At 60.2% G+C, this 21,872-nt stretch carries 19 protein-coding genes, 1 tRNA gene and 1 pseudogene; 4 read left to right on the top strand and 17 right to left on the bottom strand.

Annotation, left to right across the window (positions count from 1 at the left end; genetic code table 11):
• Positions 1–37 precede the first annotated feature (37 nt).
• The 13 genes and pseudogenes from rseP to O2N64_RS10530 all read right to left on the bottom strand — a co-directional run bounded on the left by rseP (position 38) and on the right by O2N64_RS10530 (position 12,629).
• Positions 38–1,171: an RIP metalloprotease RseP gene (gene rseP / locus O2N64_RS10585; protein WP_333781558.1), complete on the bottom strand. Its 1,134-nt coding sequence runs from the start codon at positions 1,169–1,171 to the stop codon at positions 38–40.
• On the bottom strand, positions 1,164–2,318 hold the full coding sequence (locus O2N64_RS10580) for a 1-deoxy-D-xylulose-5-phosphate reductoisomerase (RefSeq protein ID WP_271077566.1): 1,155 nt from the start codon (positions 2,316–2,318) through the stop codon (positions 1,164–1,166). Before O2N64_RS10580 ends, rseP begins: the two co-directional genes overlap by 8 nt.
• The gene (locus O2N64_RS10575) at positions 2,315–3,052 is read right to left on the bottom strand and encodes a phosphatidate cytidylyltransferase (RefSeq protein WP_271077565.1); all 738 of its coding nucleotides are present in this window, start codon (positions 3,050–3,052) and stop codon (positions 2,315–2,317) included. The genes O2N64_RS10580 and O2N64_RS10575 overlap by 4 nt, the downstream gene beginning before the upstream one ends.
• Positions 3,039–3,680: a polyprenyl diphosphate synthase gene (gene uppS / locus O2N64_RS10570; protein WP_271079644.1), complete on the bottom strand. Its 642-nt coding sequence runs from the start codon at positions 3,678–3,680 to the stop codon at positions 3,039–3,041. Before uppS ends, O2N64_RS10575 begins: the two co-directional genes overlap by 14 nt.
• A gap of 58 nt (positions 3,681–3,738) precedes the next feature.
• Positions 3,739–4,293, bottom strand: coding sequence for a ribosome recycling factor (frr, locus tag O2N64_RS10565; RefSeq protein WP_271077564.1), 555 nt, complete (start codon positions 4,291–4,293; stop codon positions 3,739–3,741).
• Between the two features lie 3 nt (positions 4,294–4,296).
• The gene (gene pyrH, locus O2N64_RS10560) at positions 4,297–5,019 is read right to left on the bottom strand and encodes a UMP kinase (protein ID WP_271077563.1); all 723 of its coding nucleotides are present in this window, start codon (positions 5,017–5,019) and stop codon (positions 4,297–4,299) included.
• A 79-nt stretch (positions 5,020–5,098) separates the two neighbouring features.
• Positions 5,099–6,652: a hypothetical protein gene (locus tag O2N64_RS10555; protein WP_271077562.1), complete on the bottom strand. Its 1,554-nt coding sequence runs from the start codon at positions 6,650–6,652 to the stop codon at positions 5,099–5,101.
• A gap of 42 nt (positions 6,653–6,694) precedes the next feature.
• Positions 6,695–6,874 (bottom strand): annotated as a pseudogene (locus O2N64_RS14430) (DUF1963 domain-containing protein); the annotation flags it as partial.
• A 281-nt stretch (positions 6,875–7,155) separates the two neighbouring features.
• Entirely contained in the window at positions 7,156–8,082 is a 927-nt protein-coding gene (tsf, locus tag O2N64_RS10550) for a translation elongation factor Ts (RefSeq protein ID WP_271077561.1), read from the bottom strand.
• Positions 8,083–8,195: 113 nt separating this feature from the next.
• Positions 8,196–8,969, bottom strand: a complete 774-nt coding sequence (rpsB, locus tag O2N64_RS10545; RefSeq protein ID WP_271077560.1) for a 30S ribosomal protein S2 — start codon at positions 8,967–8,969, stop codon at positions 8,196–8,198.
• Positions 8,970–9,450: 481 nt separating this feature from the next.
• Positions 9,451–10,386, bottom strand: coding sequence for a CDP-alcohol phosphatidyltransferase family protein (locus O2N64_RS10540; protein ID WP_271077559.1), 936 nt, complete (start codon positions 10,384–10,386; stop codon positions 9,451–9,453).
• The gene (locus O2N64_RS10535) at positions 10,386–11,138 is read right to left on the bottom strand and encodes a phosphatidylserine decarboxylase (protein WP_271077558.1); all 753 of its coding nucleotides are present in this window, start codon (positions 11,136–11,138) and stop codon (positions 10,386–10,388) included. Before O2N64_RS10535 ends, O2N64_RS10540 begins: the two co-directional genes overlap by 1 nt.
• Positions 11,139–11,213: 75 nt before the next feature.
• Complete coding sequence (locus O2N64_RS10530; protein WP_271077557.1) at positions 11,214–12,629, bottom strand: helix-turn-helix domain-containing protein; 1,416 nt, start codon at positions 12,627–12,629, stop codon at positions 11,214–11,216.
• A 144-nt stretch (positions 12,630–12,773) separates the two neighbouring features.
• Here O2N64_RS10530 and O2N64_RS10525 point away from each other — a divergent pair, with 144 nt between their 5' ends.
• The 3 genes from O2N64_RS10525 to O2N64_RS10515 all read left to right on the top strand — a co-directional run bounded on the left by O2N64_RS10525 (position 12,774) and on the right by O2N64_RS10515 (position 16,774).
• On the top strand, positions 12,774–14,369 hold the full coding sequence (locus O2N64_RS10525; protein WP_271077556.1) for an isocitrate lyase: 1,596 nt from the start codon (positions 12,774–12,776) through the stop codon (positions 14,367–14,369).
• Positions 14,370–14,462: 93 nt separating this feature from the next.
• Positions 14,463–14,618 (top strand): hypothetical protein, encoded by a 156-nt coding sequence (locus O2N64_RS10520; protein WP_197921645.1) that lies wholly within the window; start codon positions 14,463–14,465, stop codon positions 14,616–14,618.
• A complete protein-coding gene (locus tag O2N64_RS10515; RefSeq protein ID WP_271077555.1) occupies positions 14,615–16,774 on the top strand; it encodes a malate synthase G in 2,160 nt (719 codons plus the stop codon). The genes O2N64_RS10520 and O2N64_RS10515 overlap by 4 nt, the downstream gene beginning before the upstream one ends.
• A 40-nt stretch (positions 16,775–16,814) precedes the next feature.
• Here O2N64_RS10515 and O2N64_RS10510 read toward each other — a convergent pair.
• A tRNA-Tyr gene (locus O2N64_RS10510) sits at positions 16,815–16,900 on the bottom strand.
• A 155-nt stretch (positions 16,901–17,055) separates the two neighbouring features.
• Here O2N64_RS10510 and rlmB point away from each other — a divergent pair.
• Positions 17,056–17,847 (top strand): 23S rRNA (guanosine(2251)-2'-O)-methyltransferase RlmB, encoded by a 792-nt coding sequence (gene rlmB, locus O2N64_RS10505; RefSeq protein ID WP_271077554.1) that lies wholly within the window; start codon positions 17,056–17,058, stop codon positions 17,845–17,847.
• Between the two features lie 104 nt (positions 17,848–17,951).
• On the opposite strand, the gene O2N64_RS10500 is transcribed toward rlmB, so the two are convergent.
• The 3 genes from O2N64_RS10500 to O2N64_RS10490 all read right to left on the bottom strand — a co-directional run bounded on the left by O2N64_RS10500 (position 17,952) and on the right by O2N64_RS10490 (position 21,864).
• On the bottom strand, positions 17,952–18,224 hold the full coding sequence (locus O2N64_RS10500; RefSeq protein WP_197921647.1) for an HU family DNA-binding protein: 273 nt from the start codon (positions 18,222–18,224) through the stop codon (positions 17,952–17,954).
• 246 nt (positions 18,225–18,470) lie between these two features.
• Complete coding sequence (gene lon / locus O2N64_RS10495; protein ID WP_271077553.1) at positions 18,471–20,864, bottom strand: endopeptidase La; 2,394 nt, start codon at positions 20,862–20,864, stop codon at positions 18,471–18,473.
• 127 nt (positions 20,865–20,991) lie between these two features.
• On the bottom strand, positions 20,992–21,864 hold the full coding sequence (locus tag O2N64_RS10490) for an energy transducer TonB (protein WP_271077552.1): 873 nt from the start codon (positions 21,862–21,864) through the stop codon (positions 20,992–20,994).
• Positions 21,865–21,872 lie beyond the last annotated feature (8 nt).

Raw genomic sequence — 21,872 nt, 5'->3', positions numbered from 1 at the left:
TCCGGGATTTCACGCTGAAACTGTCACCTTTCCCCGCCTAGCTGCCGAAGACCGGCAATTTGGCGACATCAATCAACGTCACAAACACCATCAACGCCAAAACTACGGCGATGCCGGCGCGAAACGCTAGCTCCTGACTGCGGGGACTGGCTGGACGACGGCGGATTGCCTCGACCGCGTAAAACGCCAGATGCCCACCGTCGAGTGCAGGGATTGGCAGGAGGTTAATGAATGCCAAGTTAATTGAGATCAGCGCGGCGAAGCTGACGAATTCCAGCCATCCGAGGCTGAGGCGTTCGCCCGAAACTTTCGCAATGGTAATCGGTCCGCCCAGCTCGTCGACCGAGCGATCGCCGACGATGATCTGCTTGATCCCGAGGACGATCAATTCGAACATATCCCAGGTTTCGGCAGTCGCCAGGCCGATGGATTCGAAAACTCCGACATCCTCGAACGCGCGCTCGGTCGGACGGGTTTCGACGCCCAATCGCCCGATAATCGAAGTGTTGCCGAATTCGTCGGTGATCTCGAAAGGCTGGGAGGTGACGGGCAGAATGACTTCGCCGCCATCGCGCTCCACCGTAATGTCCCATGTGCGGCTGGGATACAGCATGACCGTGCGCTGCAAATCGCGGAAATCGGCCAGTTCCTCGCCATCGATAGCGACGATCCGGTCGCCCACTTCCAACCCGGCAGCCTCAGCGCCCGAGTCTTCGGAAATGGCGGCGATGTAGTTTTCCTGACTCGGATCGGCGGCAAGCGGCTTACCGAAGGCCATGAAAAAGGCCGCAAAAATCGCTATGGCGACAAGAATGTTGGTCACCGGACCAGCCGCCACGATCAGCGATTTCTGCCACAGCGGCTTCGTCTGGAAAGCATCGGCCGGCGGCGGATTGTCGGGATCGGGGATGCTCGCCGGGTTCATGTCGCCGCGGAACTGGACATAGCCACCGAAAGGCAGGGCCGAAAGCTTCCAGCGCGTGCCGCGCTTATCCGTATAGCCGGCCAATTCCTTGCCAAAACCGACCGAAAACGCCTCTGCCCCTACGCCGAAATACCGGCCGACCAGATAGTGACCCAGCTCATGCACGACCACCAACGGCCCCAGCATCAGCAAGAAGCCGACGGCATACATCCACCATGGTAGCGAGGTAATTTCCAACTCAGGCAAGCTCCATCATATCTTTCGCACGCATCCGCGCTTCGGCATCGACAGCCAGAACGGCATCGAGATCCTGAGGCGCTTCTGGAGCGTATTTTTCGAGAGTTCTGGCCACTATTGCCGAAATTTGGGTGAACCTGATCTGACCGTCAAGGAAAGCCGCCACCGCGACTTCATTCGCGGCATTCAGGACAGCGGGCGCCCCTCCACCTGCGTAAACAGCCTCGCGCGCCAGCTTGGTGGAGGGAAAACGCTCTTCATCGGGCGCAAAAAAGGTCAGCTCCCCAATGGCTGCCAGGTCGAGCGGCTTGCAGTGCGTGTCCATGCGCTTCGGGTGCGCGAGGGCAGATGCGATAGGCACCCGCATATCGCTTGGCCCGAGTTGCGCGAGCGTCGATCCGTCGCGGTATTCGACCATGGAGTGGATGACGCTCTGCGGGTGGACGATGATACGCAGCCGGTCGAGACCGACGGGAAACAAGTGATGCGCCTCGATGAATTCAAGGCCCTTGTTGAACATGGTCGCACTATCGACGCTGATCTTTGCGCCCATGTCCCAATTGGGGTGCGCGATGGCCTGCGCGGGGGTGACAGCGTCCAGTTCTGCCAGCGTTTTGGTGCGCAGAGGGCCGCCGCTGGCCGTAAGTGTGATCCAGCGAACGTCATCGATATCGTTGCCCTGGAGGCACTGGAAAATCGCATTGTGCTCCGAATCGACGGGCAGCAGCGTGGTGCCGTGTTCGGCGACCTTTGCCGTCATGACGTCACCTGCGGAGACCAACGCTTCCTTGTTGGCGAGCGCGACCGTGTTCCCCTGCTCAATCGATGCCATAGTGGGTGCAAGGCCTGCGCAGCCTACGATCGCCGCGACGGTCAGGTCGGCAGGACGACGTGCCGCTTCGACCAGCGCCTGCGCGCCGCCAGCAGTTTCGATGGAAGTGCCGGACAGGTGTTCGCGCAGTTCAGCGAGGCAATTTTCATCGCCGACAACAGCGATCTCGGCATCGAATTCGATCGCCAGCTTCGCCAGCTTTTCTGCCGAGCAATTGGCACTCAGTGCGACGACCTTCCACTTGTCCCGGTCACCGCGGATTAGGTCGAGAGTTGAGTCGCCGATGGAGCCGGTCGCCCCGAATATGGAAATGCTGCGGGTCATGACGGATGCACGTTATACCACAAAAGTGCGGCGACAATGGCAACCGGCAGCATGCCGTCCACACGGTCCAGCACGCCGCCATGGCCGGGAATGAGATTGCCCGAATCCTTCACCGCCGCGCGGCGTTTCAAATAGCTTTCAAGAAAGTCGCCCGCCTGTGCCACGACGGCGAGCACCGCGCCGATGCCCAGTGCCGCCAATCCCATGAGCGAGAACGCCCGCTCTCCGACATTCGAATAGAAGAAGGCCAGCGATACAAGCGCCGCGGCCGTCGCTCCGCCTGCGAGGCCAGCCCATGTCTTGGACGGGCTGATGCTCGGCGCGATCTTGGGGCCGCCAATCGCCCGGCCCGAGAAATAGGCACCCGTATCGGTCGCGATGACAATGGCGACCACGCCCAGCACAACTTCCTTGGGTAGATTGAACAGTGCGCTTATCGCGAACCCGATATAGATCGCACCAGCCATCAGGATGACAAGCTGCCGCCATAGATTTCTACTAATGCGACGCGCGATCCCACGAAGTTCAACGATGCCGACACCAGCAATAAAACCAACAAACAGCTTCCACCAAAGCCCCCCCAACCAAAGCGCCGTACCGGCAATCGCCACCATGACCAGCGCACTCGCCGCACGCTTTGGCAAGTCGCTGGTGCGCACCGAAAGCGGTACGGTGGCAAGGCGCCTCAACCGGTCGCGCTTGCGCTCGGTAGGCTCCAGATTATCGCCCTCCATAGCGGCGCTCCCGTGTGGCAAAAGTCTCGCAGGCGTCGCGCAGGCATTCCTCGTCGAAATCGGGCCAGAGCAGGTCCATGAACAGCATTTCCGCATAGGCCGATTGCCACAGCAGGAAATTGGACAGGCGCACTTCGCCGCTGGTTCGGATCAGCAGATCGAGAGGCGGCAAATCGGCGGTGTAGAGGTGCTTCTCAATGCTTTCAGGCTCGATCGAGCCCTCTTCAGCCGCCAGCCGGGCAGCACGGGCGATTTCCTGCTGCGCGCCGTAATTCAGCGCCACTGCGAGTATCCGGTCGCCATCCTTCGTCCGCTCCAGTGCATCTTCAAGTTTGGCGACAATATCGGGCGCGAAAGCCTTGTAATCGCCAATGATTTTCAGCCGCACACGGCGTTCGATCATGTCCTTGAGGTTGGCCTCGATAAACCTGCGCATCAGGTTCATCAGGTCGGAGATTTCCTCTTCCTCACGCTTCCAGTTCTCGGATGAGAACGCGTAAAGCGTCAGGCATTCCAGCCCCAGCGTTTCGGCCGCCTGCACCGCCCGCTTCACAGCATCCCCGCCCGCCTTGTGGCCGAGCGCACGCGGCAGGCCGCGCTTCTTCGCCCAGCGGCCATTGCCGTCCATGATAATGGCGACATGGCGGGGGTAGTTTTCTGAAGGCACGGCTAACAGGCTCTGGCGCTTACTGCGTCAGGATTTCCTGGATCTTCTTTTCGACGGCGTCATCGACATCGGAAACGTGGGAATCGGTCGCCTTCTGCACTTCGTCCTCCAGACGCTTGCGATCGTCTTCGGAGATTTCTTTCTTTTTCTCGTCTTCCTTCAGCGCTTCCATGCCGTCACGGCGGACATTGCGGATGGCGACTTTCGCCTTCTCGCCATATTCGCCCGCGAGCTTCGCCAGTTCCTTGCGTCGCTCTTCATTGAGGTCCGGCATGGGAAGGCGGATGGTCTGGCCATCTGACATCGGGTTGAGGCCGAGGTTGGCCTTGCTGATGCCCTTCTCCACTGCGGAGACATTGCCCTTATCCCACACCTGCACGCTGAGCATGCGCGCTTCAGGGGCGGAAACCGTAGCCACCTGGCTGAGCGGCATCATCGCGCCGTAAACTTCAACCACGACCGGATCGAGCAGCGCGGTATTCGCGCGGCCCGTGCGCAGGCCCGAAAGGTCACCCTTCAGGCTTTCGACGGCGCCATCCATGCGGCGCTCGATGTCGCTCTTGTCGTATTTCATCGCTTACTGGTCCTCTTTCACAATGGTCTGCACGCCTTCACCCGCCAGCACGCGCGCAACATTGCCCCGCTCGCGGATCGAGAAGACCACGATGGGGATATTGTTGTCGCGGCACAATGCCACGGCGGAGGCATCCATAACTTTAAGGTTGCTCGCCAGCACCTGATCATAGCTGACGGTATCGAAACGGGTCGCATCGGGGTTGCGCTTGGGATCGCTGTCATAGACCCCGTCCACGCTGGTGCCCTTGAGCAGGGCGTCGCAGCGCATTTCCGCAGCACGCAGGGCAGCGCCGGAATCGGTGGTAAAATACGGCGCGCCAACACCGGCGGCAAAAATCACGATGCGGCCCTTTTCAAGATGGCGTTCTGCGCGGCGACGGATCACCGGCTCACACACCTGGTCCATCTGGATGGCGCTCTGCACGCGGGTATCGACGCCCAGTTGTTCGAGCGCGCTCTGCATCGCCAGCGCGTTCATCACCGTGGCGAGCATGCCCATGTAATCGGCCTGCGCCCGGTCCATGCCCTGCGCTGCGCCGGCCATTCCGCGGAAAATATTGCCGCCGCCGATGACGAGGCAGATCTCGAGGCCCGTTTCCTTCGCCGCCTTTACCTCTTCCGCGAGGCGCATGACATAAGAGGGGTCGATCCCGAATTCCTGCTCCCCCATCAACACCTCGCCCGAAAGCTTCAGCAGGATACGCTTGGTGTCGGGTAGCAGCATGTTTCGGAATGTCCTCTCAATCGGGCGTTTGCGCGGCTTTAGAGTGCATCGCTGCTATTGCCAAGTGTAGCGCCGCCAATCAAAAATCCCAGCTTGGAATACCGCCCTTTGCTCTCTCGAACCGTCCGTTTCGCAAGTCGTCGGCTGTGATTGAAACGACGATATCCCTACTATCCGAAAGCGTCAGCCTCGTGAGGTGATTGCTCGGGATCTGGAACAGCATGACGGCATCTTCCCCGTCTTCGCGATACTCGTAGCTGTTTCCGCGCGGCTTCCCGCCGAGTTGGACGACTGCAGGTCCCGCTTCTTGTTCCCACCGGTCCCGTAAGTTGTCGACGACAATTCTCGGTGCGGTCAGATTGCCAGCGGAGAACAGCCCTTTTGCAGCATTCGAGCGGATGACCTGGTAATTGATATGCCATGAGTTGGACATTTGTCCTGCATCGACTGCCTTGTCGATCGCTCGGAACAACGTCTCGTGCGCGTCGCTCGAATACGGCTCGTTCCTGGCGGCAACCTTTGCACGCTCGAGCTCGGCTCGAACCATCGACGCAGTCTCTGCGGCAAGACGCGCGATCGCCCCGCGCTCCCGTATGAAAGCCTTATCCTCGGCACTCACGCCCATTGCCAATTGAGCAAACTGCTCATCGACCCAGGAGATGGTGGAATGCTGCATCTTCATAGCTTCATCCCAACTTTCCGGGACAGCAAACTTTCTGTAGCCGCGCATGGCCTGATCGACCTGCAAACGATTATCGAGCCAGAAAGCGTAGAATTCCGCGCGAACGGCGAGAATTCGCTGTGTCATCTCGCTCCAGCGTTGCGGGTGGATTGATCGAAAATTGGCCCAGGCAGCGTAATCCGGCATACCGGAACGCTTCACTGCAAGTGGAACCTCGGGCAGATCTTGCAACATTGCTGCGATTTCCCGTGCATTTTCGAGAATTGCAGCATGCCTGGCTCCCTCCTTAGAAGTTTCCGGAAACATCGGGGACGAAAGCTTTTTGCCCCCAGCCCCTGGCCGAGACGATCCCGACCCAAGGTTATTGGCCTGTTCGATGAAAGTCAGGTCTAACACCTGATGGAACCCTTGATCCTTCTCCATTATCCATTCGTCGGTCAGCACACGGCTGCGGATCAGCTTGGCTCTGCGCCGCAGCCAAGCTCGGGTGGAAAACTGGCGCCAGCGCGACCTGCGTTCCGCGAAAGCGAGAAGCTTCTGCGCAATTAACTTCTTCTCTTCGAGAAGCTGCACCAGTCTTTCGGACGGTGGCTTGGATTGTGCAGATCGCTGCCGGGCTGCAACTTCATATCCTTCAACGCGATCGTCCAACGCCCGGACCACTTCTTCCAGCAACAGAATGTGGGTGGCCCAATCCAGTGGATGGTTGGCAGGATTGCCGATGGGGAATTGATCTTTGGTGGAGGTCGCTTGCAGTGTTTGTGCAGGACGCTCCAACTGCGGATCTATACACAGTGGCCAACCTGTCGGAGCTGAGAGGTGGACCGCATGCTTGTCTTCGAAAGACGCCAGGGAATCCGTAATGCGGCTCCACGCATCGGGCCTGGCCATCACGATTTCGGGATCGGATATATGTCGCAGCTGTATGTCAAATTCGTCGATGGTAGACATGAACACTGCGAGCCACCCCTTCCGCGGCCCGAGACCGGACCACGCACTGTCCGGCAGTCGCTCGCAATTCACCTGGAAAAGGAATTGGTAATCGGCACCCTGATTTGTGGGATATGTGAAGCTTTTCGGCACATAGGCCGCCCCTCCGATCCAACCGATCGCGGTGGCGGGCTGGAGGGGTTCAATTCGCGGCTTCAGGAAAATCGGAGATGATGTCGGCATGAGCGGGTCTCTAGAAAAGAACACTGCAGTGCCGCGGATTATTTACGTCGTGGTTAATTCCCGCTCCAAAAGCACCTTGTCCCGGTAACGCGCATCGATCATGTAGACCGCCCGTTAGCCTCGCAACGGCTCTTTCAAATCGTGGTGGGGCATCATCAGGTTCCAGCAGCGCTCATCTGTGTCAGCTTTGCTGTGTTTCACTTTCGACCGGCGCAGCGGGCACGAAAAAGGCCGCCGAAGCGAACTTCGGCGGCCCATTCTCGTCGGATTCGAGGCCTGACTCAGCCGCCGACGGCAGCAGCCACTTCCGCTGCGAAATCGCTTTCTTCCTTTTCGATGCCTTCACCGAGCTGGAAGCGGACATAGTCCTTCAGCACGATTTCGGTGCCGGCGTCCTTGCCAGCCTTGGCAACGACGTCTGCGATGGGGGTCTTGTTGTCCATCACGAACACCTGGCTCAGCAGGGCGTTTTCCTTGGCGTATTTCTTGATCGCGCCGTCGACCATCTTTTCCTGCACTTCAGCAGGCTTGCCGCTTTCGGCAGCCTTTTCGGCAGCGACCTTGCGCTCACGCTCGATCACTTCAGCATCGAGTTCTTCAGCAGTCAGAGCCTGCGGGAATGCCGCTGCGATATGCATGGCGAGCTGCTTGCCGAGGCCTTCGAGGACAGCGGCATCAGCAGTCGACTCAAGCGCAACGAGCACGCCGATCTTGCCGAGGTTCGGTGCAGCAGCATTGTGCATGTAGGGCACGACAACGCCGTTTTCGACCGAAACGGTCTTCATGCGGCGGACCTGCTGGTTTTCACCGATGGTCGCAACATTGTCGGTCAGTTTGTCAGCAACCGTACCGCCGTCGGGGTACGAAGCAGCCTTCAGCGCTTCGACATCGTCGCCGTCCACGTTGAGCGCGGCTTCGGTGGTCTTGCGCACGAAATCCTGGAACTTGTCGTTCTTGGCGACGAAGTCGGTTTCCGAGTTCACTTCGACGGCAACGCCCTTGGTGCCTTCGACGGCAACGCCAACGAGGCCTTCCGCAGCGGTGCGGCTCGACTTCTTCTGTGCGGTGGCGAGGCCCTTGGCGCGCAGAGCGTCAACGGCAGCTTCGATGTCGCCGTTTGCTTCTTCGAGCGCCTTCTTGGCGTCCATCATGCCCGCGCCGGTCTTCTCGCGCAGGGCTTTCACGTCGGATGCGGAAAATGCAGCCATGGTTTTGATCCTTCTTATGGAATTAAGGGCGCCGCCCCGATGCTCCAAGAGCAGCCTGGGGCGGCGCCGTAATCGCAAATTTTGACGTATGAGCGACAGTGCCGCTCACGCGATCAGGCGTCTGCCTTCGGAGCTTCTTCAGCAGCAGCTTCTGCCGGCGGCGTGTCCATGGCACCGATATCGGCACCCGAATCCACAACGCCTTCACCCTTGCCGCTCATCGCAGCCTGGGCGACCGCGTCGCAATACAGGCGGACAGCGCGCGAAGCATCGTCATTGCCGGGGATCGGGAAAGCGATGCCTTCCGGATCGACATTGGTGTCGAGCACAGCGACGACGGGGATGCCAAGCACGTTGGCTTCCTTGATCGCGAGATCTTCCTTGTTAGCGTCAATCACGAACATCACGTCCGGAACGCCGCCCATGTCGCGGATGCCGCCGAGCGAAAGCTCCAGCTTGTCCTTCTTGCGGGTCAGCTGCAGAACTTCCTTCTTGGTGAGAAGGCTGGTGTCGCCCGAAAGCTTTTCTTCCAGCGACTTGAGTTCGCGGATCGAGCCCGAGATCGTCTTCCAGTTGGTGAGCATGCCGCCCAGCCAGCGGTGGTTGACGAAGTGCTGGCCACATGCGCGAGCTGCCTGAGCGATCGGCTCCTGTGCCTGGCGCTTGGTGCCGACGAACAGGACCTTGCCGCCTGCGCGGGCCGTCTGCTGCACGAAATCGAGAGCGCGCGCGAACATCGGCACGGTCTGCGACAGGTCGATGATGTGAACGCCGTTGCGGTCGCCGAAGATATACGGCTTCATCCGCGGGTTCCAGCGGTGGGTCTGGTGGCCGAAGTGTGCGCCGGCCTCGATCAATTGCTGCATCGTGACGGTAGGTGCCGCCATAGGTAAATTCCTTTCCGGTTGTTCCTCTGGAAAGCGGGGAACCGTCCTCGGCTTCGATCAGCCGCGGATGGCACCGGTATGTATGCCTTCCATGTGAATTTGCCGATTTGGAAGACCGGGCGTTGATTCGCCGGTTTCCCTATCGACGGGCGCGCACTTAGCGATGCCTTGGCGCAAAATCCAGCACTATCTGCCCCGCCAGCCACCAAATCTTGTGCGCGGCACCCGATGAGAACACAAGCGGAACAAAATGCTTGACCCCGCGGAACAGAGGTGGAACAAACGCTGTATCGAAGCGGGAAACGGGAACAAATGTCCCATTTTGGCGCTTTGGCAGCACTACGAGGATTTACGGATATGACACTCGCAATCGCAATTTCGCTTTTCTTCGGCCTCGTGGCCGCAGTGTCGCTTGCGTCATGCCATTCCTCCATTCGCGCTGCCTTGCGTCAGTTTCGCGCAATACGGGCAGAGCTGGCCGCTATTGATCGCGCTCCGCAGACAGTGACCGTTCCACTTCGTCAACCGCAAGAGGCTTTCGCTCGGGCGCTGGCGTGTCCGGCTTAGGAGCCGACTTCGCATGGCGAGCGCGCTTCACCTTCTCATAGGACATTATCGACCAAGCGATGAGCGCGAGATAGACGACGCCGATCAGTATCAAAGTCCACCAGGTCTCGATTAGCAAACCGCCAACAAGAAGTGCGGCCAAGGCAATGAAGGCCAACTTCAGGCTGTTCGGTGGATTTAAGGACTTCCAGCTGGGCGTCGCAACGTTGGAAACCATCATCAGGGCCACAAACATCAGCCAAGGGCCGACCAGAAGCGGATCGCGGAAGATCGGCTCATCGGTCGCGAGCCAGAGATAGACCGGCATGAAGGCAAAGCCCGCTCCCATCGGTGCCGGAACACCGGTGAGGAAGCCTGCCGATTTGTGCGGCTGGTCATCGACATCGATCTGGGCATTGAAACGCGCGAGGCGCAGTGCGCAGCAAATCGCATAGGCGAGCGCCGCCAGCCAGCCGAAGCGCGGCATCTCCACTAGCGACCAAAGGTACAGCACCAGCGCGGGCGCAATGCCAAAACTCGCCGAATCGGACAGGCTGTCCAGCTCTGCACCGAAGCGCGACTGTGCCTTCAGCAAGCGGGCGACGCGGCCATCCATCATGTCGAGGATGCCAGCAATGATCATGGCGAAGACCGCCCGGTCCCATTGTCCACCGACAGCGAACAGGATGCTAGTAAGGCCGGAACACAGCGCAGCCGCCGTAATCGCATTGGGCAATACGGCGCGCATCGACAGACCGCGACCGGCGCGAGAGCGTGTCACATGCTCATGCTCGCTGGCCTTGGGCCCGAGCCACGCAGGGCCCGGTGTCGCAGTTGCGTCTTCGTCGAATTCGTCTTTCGGGGTGTCCATTACTGGCTAACGCCTTCAAGCAGCGCTTGGGTCCCGATTTCTGCAAGCACGGTTTCACCGGCCACCACGCGCTGACCCAGCAGCACCTTTGGATCAGTACCGGCAGGCAGATACACATCCACCCGGCTGCCGAAGCGGATCAGGCCGACCCGCTGCCCGGCGGCGACAATGTCTCCCGGCTTCACGAACGGCACGATGCGCCGCGCGATCAAACCGGCAATCTGGGTAAAGCCGATGCGCGTTCCATCGGCGCGCTCCACCAGCATGTGCTGGCGCTCGTTATCCTCGCTCGCCTTGTCGAGATCGGCATTCATGAACGTACCGGGCACATAGACGATGCGCCGAATCGTGCCCGCAATCGGCGCGCGATTGATGTGCAAATCGAACACCGACATGAAGATGGAGATACGGGTGACAGGCTCAGCGCCCAATCCCTCCGAGCCATCGCCGTCGCTGCCCTGCAATTCGCGGGGCGGCGGCACTTGCGAAATCAGTGTGACCAGCCCGTCTGCCGGGGAAATGATCGCCCGGTCATCCTGCGGCACGACACGCTCAGGATCTCGGAAGAAGGCAAATACGCCCGCCGACAGGGCAAGCAGCGGCCAGCCGATAATTTCCCAATCCAGCAGCAGCAGGAAAATCAGCGAAATTCCGACCGCGATAACACCATATTTGCGGCCTTCGGGGTGGATTGCGGGCAAGCCCCATTCCGCCTCACCGCGACCGCGATTGTCTTTCAGTTCACCAGCCATGCTTTACAACCTAGGGGCAAGCGCAGGGGCGAACAAGCCGATACCGCAGCCCTGTGGTGGATTAGCGCCGTGCGATCAATCCACCGAGAAATCGAACGGAACACCGCTTTCGCGGAAGCGCGAGGGCACGATTTCACGGCCCATGGGCGGCGCGGATCGCGCCACGCAGCGCGGGCGATGGCACATGCGGCAGGCGACCCCGATGGGCGTTGGCTCGGCATCCTTCAGCGTATCGCCATAGACCAGCATATCGAGATTACTCGCCGAACAGGTGATGGCGACGGCGCGATTGACACTGCTCGCGCCAAAGCTGCCGCCCCCTCCCCGCACCATGCGTGCAATCGAAACGTAGCGTTCGCCGTCGGGCAATTCGATCAGCTGCGCGTCCACTTCGGCCGGACGGTCGAACACGCGGTGGACATTCCATAAGGGGCAACCCCCGCCGTGCCGGGCAAACGGAAAGCCTGCTCCGTCGAGCCGCTTGGAGACATTGCCGGCCCGGTCCACCCGCAGGAAGAAGAACGGCACGCCTTCATCGCCGGGCCGCTGCAAAGTCGTAAGCCGATGCGCAACCTGCTCGAAACTGACGGTGAAGCGCGAGCCCAGCGCCTCCACATCATAGCGAAGATCCTCGGCTGCCCGCTTAAAGCTGCGATATGGCATCAGCAGTGCTGCCGCCCAATAAGATTGCAGCGCGCGCCGCACCAGTCGCTTGCCGTCATCGCTGGCGAGGCGGCTTTCCGCCACCAGTTCGGTAATCGGCGCTTCCTGTTCGAGAATCGCGATCTGCAGTGCAGCCTGGAAGCGGCGCCCCGCATGGTCGAGCCGCTCAGCAATATAGACGCGGCGGCGGTGATAATCGTGCCACCGCAGTGCGCCGCGCAGCAGGCCATCGTCGGTCAGGCGCAGCTCCAGCCCATGCTGCTGCGCCAGATGATCGCGCATCGCTTCGTAGGAATCGAGCGCGCGCGCCGCCTGTGCGGCTGTGTCATCCAGTTCAGGAAAGCAATTGCGCCGCGCCGCCAGAAACGCGCGCGCCTCTCCAACAGGATCGGATCGTCCTGCTCCCTCCTCTGCCTTGGCGCCCGGGATGGCGCTTGTCTCATGCCGCTCTGCCAAAGCGAGCTGTTCTTCACCGAAAGCGGTGTGCAGCCGCAGTAGCGCTTCCGCCATGCCGGGATAGCTCGTCGCGATATCCTCGATGTCGAGCGGTTCGATCGCAATGTCGGCGAAGATCGGATCTTTCAGCACGCCCTGCAGGCGCTTGGCCGTCTCATCCGCATCTTCATCCGCCAATTCACCCACATCGATACGATAGGTGGTGGCGAGCTTCAGCAGCATTTCGGCCGTAACGGGCCGCTGATTACGCTCCATCAGGGCGATATAGCTTGACGAAATATCCAGATCGGTCGCCATGATCGCCTGCGTCAGGCCGAGATCGCGCCGCAGCTTCTTCAATCTTGGCCCAAGATACAGCGCCTTGCCTGCCATGGTTTCCTCCGTAACCTACTCACCTTTACAGCATTACAAGCATTTCTTGTAAAGTTTGACAACATTACACCGAAAGGCGCGACGTGCTCTGCTGCACCTGCGAAACCCGCTTCATCACGAACACGCGCTTTGGATGGAGCCAACATGACTTACTTTGCAGAAATTCACCGCCAGACCGGCATCAAGCAAAAGAGCGGACAGAACTGGGAAGCTATCGACCCTGAATTCGCCGCTCGCCTGCGCGTCCAGAACCGCTTTCAGAGCGGCCTCGACATTGCCCGCTACACGGCAAAGATCATGCGCGAAGACATGGATGCCTATGACAAGGATCCGGCGGCTTACACCCAGTCGCTCGGCTGCTGGCATGGTTTCATCGGTCAGCAGAAGATGATCAGCATCAAGAAGCATTTCGGGACGACCAAGGGCAAATACCTTTATCTGTCGGGCTGGATGGTGGCCGCTCTCCGCAGCGAATTCGGCCCCCTGCCCGATCAGTCGATGCACGAAAAGACCAGCGTTCCCGCGCTGATCGAAGAGCTTTACACCTTCCTGCGCCAGGCCGATGCCCGCGAGCTGGGTGGCCTGTTCCGCGATCTCGATGCAGCCCGCGAAGCTGGTGACGAAGAAGCCGCCGCCCGCGCCCAGCAGGCGATCGACAACCACCAGACGCATGTCGTGCCGATCATCGCCGATATCGATGCAGGTTTCGGCAATGCCGAGGCAACCTACCTGCTCGCCAAGAAGATGATCGAAGCGGGCGCCTGTGCCCTGCAGATCGAGAACCAGGTTTCGGACGAGAAGCAGTGCGGCCACCAGGACGGCAAGGTTACCGTTCCGCATGAGGACTTCCTGCAGAAGATCCGCGCGATCCGTTACGCCTTCCTCGAACTCGGCGTTCCCGATGGCATCATTGTTGCCCGCACCGACTCGCTCGGCGCAGGCCTGACGAAGCAGATCGCCTACACGAAAGAGCCCGGCGACCTCGGCGACCAGTACAATGCTTTCCTCGATTGCGAGGAAGTGGACACTGCGGCGATCGGCAATGGAGAGGTGCTGATCAGCCGCGAGGGCAAGCTCCTTCGCCCGAAGCGCTTGCCCTCCAACCTCTACCAGTTCCGCGCTGGCACCGGCGAAGACCGCTGCGTGCTCGACTGCATCACTGCGCTTCAGAACGGAGCGGACCTGCTGTGGATCGAAACCGAGAAGCCGCACATCGGCCAGATAGGCGGAATGGTGAGCCGCATTCGCGAGGTCATTCCGAATGCCAAACTCGTCTACAACAATTCGCCGAGCTTCAACTGGACGCTCAACTTCCGCCAGCAAGTCTATGACAAGTGGGAGGAAGAAGGCCGCGACCTGACCGATTTCGATCGCACCAGCCTGATGAGCCAGCACTATGATGACAGCGAGTTGGCGAAGGAAGCCGACGAACGCATTCGCACCTTCCAGGCCGACGCTGCTCGCGAAGCTGGCATCTTCCACCACCTCATCACGCTGCCGACCTATCACACGGCTGCGCTGAGCACGGACAACCTCGCCAAGCGCTACTTCGGCGAAGAGGGCATGCTCGGCTACGTCAAGCAGGTCCAGCGCGAGGAAATCCGCCAGGGCATCGCCTGCGTGAAGCATCAGAACATGGCCGGATCGGACATCGGCGATGATCACAAGGAAGCCTTCGCCGGCGAAGCTGCCCTGAAGGCAGGCGGCAAGGACAACACGATGAACCAATTCGCAGCCTAGTGGCTGCGGCAGACCAGTTCGCGGCGTAATTCCGCGCCGCGAACTACCCCCCAAGTAACCCAATAGTGCAATCGATTTTGAGGAGACTGAAAGATGGCACAACCGACAATGGCCCGCCCCGTATTCTCCACCGAGGATTTCGGACTGATCCGCAACGCTCTCGCCGTCGCTATCCGCAACGGTGAAGACAATGCAGAGACACGCAAGCTCGTTAACCTGCACCACCGTTTGGGACGTTTCGCACGATGAATACTGAGGCCCTGGCAGAAATAGATCGGCCCGAGCACTCCGAAGGCAGCGCGGAGGGATACACCCTTCGCGCTGACCTCAGGGTCGCAGAGGAGCTCGCGGCATTTGTCGAAAACGAAGTGCTGCCCGGCACTGGTGTCGACACCGAAGCATTCTGGCAGGGCCTTGCTGCCATCGCAGCGGAATATGCACCGCGCAATCGCGAGCTTTTGCTCACCCGTGCGCGGCTGCAGGACGCAGTAAACGTTTGGCATCGCGATAATCCCAAGGCGGATCGCGGTGCGCCCGAAAGCTTCCTGCGCGAGATTGGCTATCTGGTGCCCGAGCCGGAGCCATTCACGATCGGCACCAGCAATGTGGACGCAGAAATCGCGACCATCGCTGGGCCGCAATTGGTGGTGCCAGTGCTCAATGCCCGCTTTCTGCTGAATGCGATCAATGCGCGCTGGGGCAGTCTGTATGACGCTTTTTACGGCACGGATGCGCTGGACGGCTCCACGCCTCCGGCGGGTCAATACGACACCGATCGCGGCGCGCAGGTTATCGCGCGGGCCAAGGCTTTTCTGGATGACTCAGTGCCGCTGGCCGAGGGATCCTGGGCCGAGTGGACGGGCGGCGTACCCACCCTCGCCAATACAGACCAACTGCGCGGGACGGCAGGGGATAATCTGATTCTGCGCAACAATGGCCTGCATATCGAAGTGGTGATCGACCCAGAACACCCCATCGGCAAAACGGACCCCGCGGGCATCGCCGACATTCGCCTCGAAGCGGCGGTGTCCACCATCGTCGACCTTGAAGACTCGGTCGCGGCTGTCGATGCGGAGGACAAGGTCGCCGCCTATCGCAACTGGCTCGGCGCGATGACAGGCCATCTGCGCGCGCGCTTCACCAAGAACGGCGAGACAGTGCTGCGCAAGCCTGCAGAGGATCGCAGCTTCACCGATATGGAGGGCAACGCTCAGGACCTTCGCACGCGAAGTCTTTTGCTCGTCCGCAATGTCGGGCACCTGATGACCACTCCCGCGGTTTTGCTGCCCGACGACTCCGAAATGCCCGAAGGCATTCTCGATGCCGCCATTACCACGCTGATCGGCCTCCATGATTTGAAATCGCTCGGCCCGCTGCAAAGCTCGACCGCGGGCAGCATCTATGTGGTCAAACCCAAGATGCACGGGCCCGAAGAATGCGCCTTCACGAACGATCTTTTTGACGCGGTCGAGGATATGCTCGGCCTTGCGCGCGACACGGTGAAAGTTGGCGTCATGGATGAGGAACGCCGCACCAGTGCCAATCTCGCCGCCTGCATCCACGCGGTGAAGGATCGCATCTTCTTCATTAATACGGGCTTCCTCGATCGCACGGGCGATGAGATCCACACTTCGATGCTGGCCGGCCCGATGGCGCGCAAGGCGGAGATCAAACAGGCCGAATGGATCGCGGCCTATGAAGATCGCAATGTGCAGATCGGCCTTGCCTGCGGTTTTGCCGGGCGGGCACAAATCGGGAAAGGCATGTGGGCCGCACCTGACCGGATGCAGCAAATGCTCAACGAAAAGTCGGGCCACCCTGCGAGCGGAGCCAGCACCGCCTGGGTCCCCTCACCCACGGCGGCCGTGCTTCACGCATCGCATTATCACGCTTGCGATGTCTCAGAACGCCAGCGTGAGCGCGCGGATGAAACCGTGGTGCCGCTCGGCAAGCTGCTGACCGTGCCACTCGCCGAAGATGCGAATTGGTCTGACGAGGACATCGCCGAAGAATTGCGCAACAGTGTGCAGGGCATCCTCGGCTATATGGTGCGCTGGATCGATCAGGGCGTCGGTTGCTCCAAAGTGCCCGACATTCACGATGTCGGCCTGATGGAAGACCGCGCGACCCTTCGCATTTCCAGCCAACACATCGCCAATTGGCTGCAGCATGGCATTGTCGATCGCCTGATGATCGATGAGGCGCTGCACGAAATGGCGGCGAAGGTCGATGCGCAAAATGCAGGCGATCCCGCCTACACGCCGATGGCACCTAACATGCGGACCAGCATTGCCGTCGCCGCCGCACGCGAGCTGATCATCACAGGCGCGCAGCAGCCGTCCGGCTATACCGAACCCGTCCTGCACCGCGCCCGCGCCCGAGCGAAGGCGGCCTGCGCTGCCTGACGTATTCCGCGTTGGGCGACAAAGATCTGGAGAATGGCGGTGGTGGACAGGGCTGGATTCGAACCAGCGTACGCTTGCGCGGGCAGATTTACAGTCTGCTGCCTTTAACCACTCGGCCACCTGTCCACACAGTGCCGGATGTGAGCCGTGGCTCACTAGGATGAAGCGCCTGGTCACAAGCACTTTCCTGCCGAGAGGCGCCCCTTTGGCGAAGCACCGCTTGCCTGTCAACAGGCCTGCTGGCAGGAGGCACGCAGAAACTGATCGGCAGGCGAGAAATTATGGCCAAAGGCAAAGGTAAAAAGGGTCTGCGCGGGCGCGCTGGCCGCATGCAGGGCGGGCGCGGTTCGGGCCGCGCGGCGAAGGGTAATGTGCGCCTTTGGGGCCGACATGCGGTCGAAGCGGCGCTGAAGAACCCGAGGCGCGAGCACATCAAGCTGTGGGCAACCCTGGAAGGCATCGATTCGCTCGATGGAGAGCTTCCGCCCGATTTCCCGCTGGAGCGAGCCGAAGTTGCCGACCTTGCGCGGCTGGTGGCCAAGGATGCGCCGCACCAGGGCCTGGTGCTAGAATGTGCGCCGCTCGACGATCTGCACCTGTCCGACGTGATGGATTCCGATCCCTCGCGGCCAATCGTCGTGCTCGATCAGGTCACCGATCCCCACAATGTCGGCGCTATCCTCCGCTCTGCCGCTGCGTTCAACGCTGCTGCGATCGTCACACAGGATCGCCATGCCCCGCCCGAAGGCGGCGTGATCGGCAAGAGCGCATCGGGCGCGCTGGAGACAGTGCCTTGGGTGCGCGTCGTCAACCTGGCGCGCGCGCTCGAAGAAATGGCGGATGCCGGATACTGGCGGATCGGTCTGGCAGGTGAAGCAGAGGCAACGCTGGCAGAAGCGCTACCCGCGGGGCCAGTCGCGATCGTTCTCGGCGCAGAAGGTGAAGGCATGCGACACAATGTCGGCCAGCATTGCGATGCTCTCGCCAAGCTGCCGATCAGTGAAGAGATGGAAAGCCTCAATGTCTCCAACGCCGGAGCCATCGCGCTATACGCCATTGCGACGCGCGGCTGAAAACTCGCCTTGCTCCCTGCCAGATGAAGAAAGGGCCACCCGTTCGGGTGGCCCTTCTTACTTCATGCAACGCGGTGGCTGCATGAAGCCCCCTCTCTCACGGATCAGTTGACCGCGTCCTTAAGGCCCTTGCCTGCCTTGAACTTGGGCTGGGTGGATGCCTTGATCTGCATCGGTTCACCAGTGCGCGGGTTGCGGCCCATTGATGCCTTGCGCTTGGCGACGGAGAACGTACCGAAACCAACCAGTCGCACCTCATCACCCTTGGAAAGCGTGCTCGTGATTGTGTCGAACACAGCCTCGACAGCCTTTGTCGCATCGTTGCGCGACAGTCCGCTTGCGTCTGCTACTGCGCCGATCATTTCGTTCTTGTTCATTGTCTGGAAAACCCCCTCACTGGAATTTATCGAATTTTGTGAATCTGAATCATCAGATGAGCGCGCAAATTGAGCGGCTTTCGGAGCCGCTGTCAAAGGCATTCATCGCAAAAATCGCTCTTTTTTAAGACCGTGTGAAGCAATCGGGCATTCGCTTAGCCAAAAATTGCCCGAAGCGGCGCCTCTCCGAAATTCCGTGAGGGCTGCAGCGGACAATTTTCAGTAGCTAATCGCTATCGAAGCGAATCAATGCGCGGTGGTTACAGGCGGATTTCCGCCCGGCTGACCTTGCGGCTGGCTGGCGAGATCGTCCGCCTCTGTCCATTCGATGGGTGCGGGAATGGCTGTAAGCGCATGCTCCAGCACCTGGTCGACGTGGCTGACCGGCACGATCTCCAGTCCTTCTTTCACATTGTCCGGGATCTCGGCGAGGTCTTTCTCATTCTCTTCAGGGATCAGCACCTTCTTGATGCCACCGCGAAGCGCCGCGAGCAGCTTTTCCTTGAGCCCGCCGATAGCCAGAACGCGGCCACGCAGCGTGACCTCGCCCGTCATCGCGACATCGGGCCGGACAGACACGCCGGTTAGCGTCGAGACGATCGAAGTGACCATGCCGATACCTGCGCTCGGCCCGTCCTTGGGTACTGCGCCTTCGGGCAAGTGGATGTGCACATTCTTGCGCTGGAAGATGCTCGGCTTGATGCCATAGGCAGGCGCCCGCGCCTTCACGAAGCTGAAGGCTGCGGCAACGGATTCGTTCATCACTTCGCCCAGCTTACCCGTGGTTTTCACTTCGCCCTTGCCCGGCGTGGTGACGCTTTCGATGGTGAGCAGTTCGCCGCCGACCGACGTCCACGCGAGTCCGGTGACCGCGCCGACCTGCGCTTCTTCCTCGCCCATGCCGTGCTTGAATTTGCGCACCCCGGCAAAGTCGCCGAGGTTGTCCGCCGTGATCGTGACGCTTTCGACTTCCTTCTCGAGGATCTTGCGCAGGCTCTTACGCGCCAGATTGGCGATCTCGCGCTCCAGCGTACGCACGCCGGCTTCGCGGGTGTAATAGCGGATGAGGTCGCGCAGGCCCTCTTCGGTCAGCTCAAACTCGCCATCCTTCAGGCCGTGATCTTCGACCTGCTTGGCGATGAGATGGCGCTGGGCGATCTCGACCTTCTCGTCTTCCGTGTAACCTTCCAGCCGGATGATCTCCATCCGGTCCAGCAGCGGCTGCGGCAGGTTGAGACTGTTCGCCGTTGTGACGAACATGATGTCGCTGAGGTCGATATCGAGCTCCAGATAGTGATCCTGGAACTTGTTGTTCTGCTCCGGGTCGAGCACTTCGAGCAGAGCCGAAGCGGGATCGCCGCGGAAGTCCTGACCAAGCTTGTCGATCTCATCGAGCAGGAACAGCGGATTGCTCGTCCCGGCCTTCTTGAGGTTCGATACGATCTTGCCAGGCAGGGAGCCGATATAGGTGCGGCGGTGGCCGCGGATTTCGGCTTCATCGCGCACGCCGCCCAGTGACTGGCGAATGAACTCGCGGCCCGTCGCCTTGGCGATACTCTTGCCAAGGCTGGTCTTGCCGACGCCCGGAGGGCCGACGAGGCACAGGATCGGCCCCTTCAGCTTGTTGGTGCGCGCCTGCACGGCGAGATATTCGACGATGCGATCCTTGACCTTGTCGAGCGCGTAGTGATCGGCATCGAGCACTTCCTGCGCCTTCGCAATGTCCTTCTTCAGCTTGCTCTTCTTGCCCCATGGCAGGCCGAGCAGGATGTCGAGATAGTTGCGCACCACGGTTGCCTCGGCGCTCATCGGCTGCATGCTCTTGAGCTTTTTCAGCTCGCTCTCGGCCTTGGTCTTGGCTTCCTTGGAAAGCTTGGTTTCCTCGATCTTTTTCTGCAGTTCGGCGAGTTCGTCACCGTCTTCGCCGTCACCGCCGCCCAGCTCGCTCTGGATCGCCTTCAACTGTTCGTTGAGGTAATATTCGCGCTGGGTCTTCTCCATCTGCCGTTTCACCCGGCCACGGATCTTGCGCTCCACCTGCTGGACGGAAATCTCCCCTTCCATGACGGAGAAGACCATTTCCAGCCGCTTCAGCGCATCGGTTTCAGCGAGCAATTGCTGCTTTGTATCGACCTTGGCGGAAAGCGCCGCCGCGATGGCATCGGCCAGACGGCCGGCATCGTCGATATCGGACAGTTCCGCCTCGATATCCTCGGGCAGCTTTTTGTTGGTGCGGGCATAGTCGGCAAATTGCTCGAGCGCGCTGCGCATCATGGCGGCGACTTCGGTGCCGCTGGCGCTGGTCTCATCGAGAGCAGCTGTCTGCGCCAGAACGAAATCGCCATCGACGCGCATCTCGCTCATTTTCGCACGAACCTTGCCTTCCACCAGCACACGCACGGTGCCGTCCGGCAGTTTCAGCATCTGCTGCACCTGCGCGACCGTACCGATGTCGTAAAGATCACCGCGCTCCGGATCGTCTGTCGCCGGATCGAGCTGCGCAACGAGGAAGATGTCGCGATCGGCTTCCATCGCAGCTTCCAGCGCCGCCACCGACTTGTCTCGACCGACAAACAGCGGGACGACCATGCCGGGAAAAACGACGATGTCGCGCAGGGGAAGAAGGGGGTAGGCGTTCATATCAAAATCCATTGGTCTGGCGGCCGTTCGCGCAGCCGCAATCACTTGGTATCAGATATGGGGGCACCCCCGCCGCATCGCAACATGTGTGGATTAGTAAGTGTGGATGGGGGAGTTAGCGGGCCAATCAATCGAGCCGATAAACAAGGGAAGTGGTCCAGAAGCTGCGAATTGGCTGGCCTTCTGCACCAAGGGCAGGATGAAATCGCGCTTCCTCCATAAGACGCTCGCAAGCCCATGAATGCAATTCATCAGAGCCTATCGCATGGACAATCTCGCATGAAAGCGGTTCGCCATCCTCACTCACGATCATACGCGCGTGCAGGAAGGCGCGCGGTCGGGTGCGAAATGCCCATCGCGGCCATGTCCCAGAAATTTCGTCTTCAACCCATCCGCCAATTTTGTTGGGGCGCGTTGCCTGAGCGAGCAAACGATGTGATTCCGCATCAATATTCCAATTTACCATCGCTCTTTCTACGCAAGCGCGCATTTCGGCAGACACTTCGTGAAGAGGCCCTGTCTGCAAGCTAATTTGCTGACGGAAGGCCCGGTAGAACGTTAGATCTTCGACCCCAGCTTCGTATCCTTGATCGATGGTTGCATCGATGTGCCGACCGTTAAATCCGGATACGCCATGTTCAGAGAAGAAACCCACTCCGATGCGACCATCGATGGTTTCGAAGTCAAATAGCGGCATGGCCTCCCGCCTTTGCTCTTCCGCATGCACACGGTACGTCGCCCGCGTCAGCCCTTCGTCGAGTCCATTGCCATAAAGTATGAATTGGACCCCGCGAGTCAGGTCAAACTGTCGCATTTCCAAAGTGACAGACGCCTGACTGCTAGAGAATTCCCTGCGCACCGCGCAGCTGTCTTCCAGTGCTTCGAGAGTCCACTCGCTGGTCGGTTCCAAAACCAGACCGCCATCTTGCGCGGCAGAGGGAGAAGTGGCGACTGCCGTCACCCCGCAGCTCATTGAAAGTACTAATTTTTTCCAGTCCATAGCGCCAC

The organism is Aurantiacibacter sp. MUD61, assembly GCF_027912455.1.
In the GTDB taxonomy this organism is placed as follows: Bacteria; Pseudomonadota; Alphaproteobacteria; order Sphingomonadales; family Sphingomonadaceae; genus Alteraurantiacibacter.
Note: the sequence above shows the minus strand (reverse complement) of the source record. Positions and strands in the feature narration are given on the sequence as shown.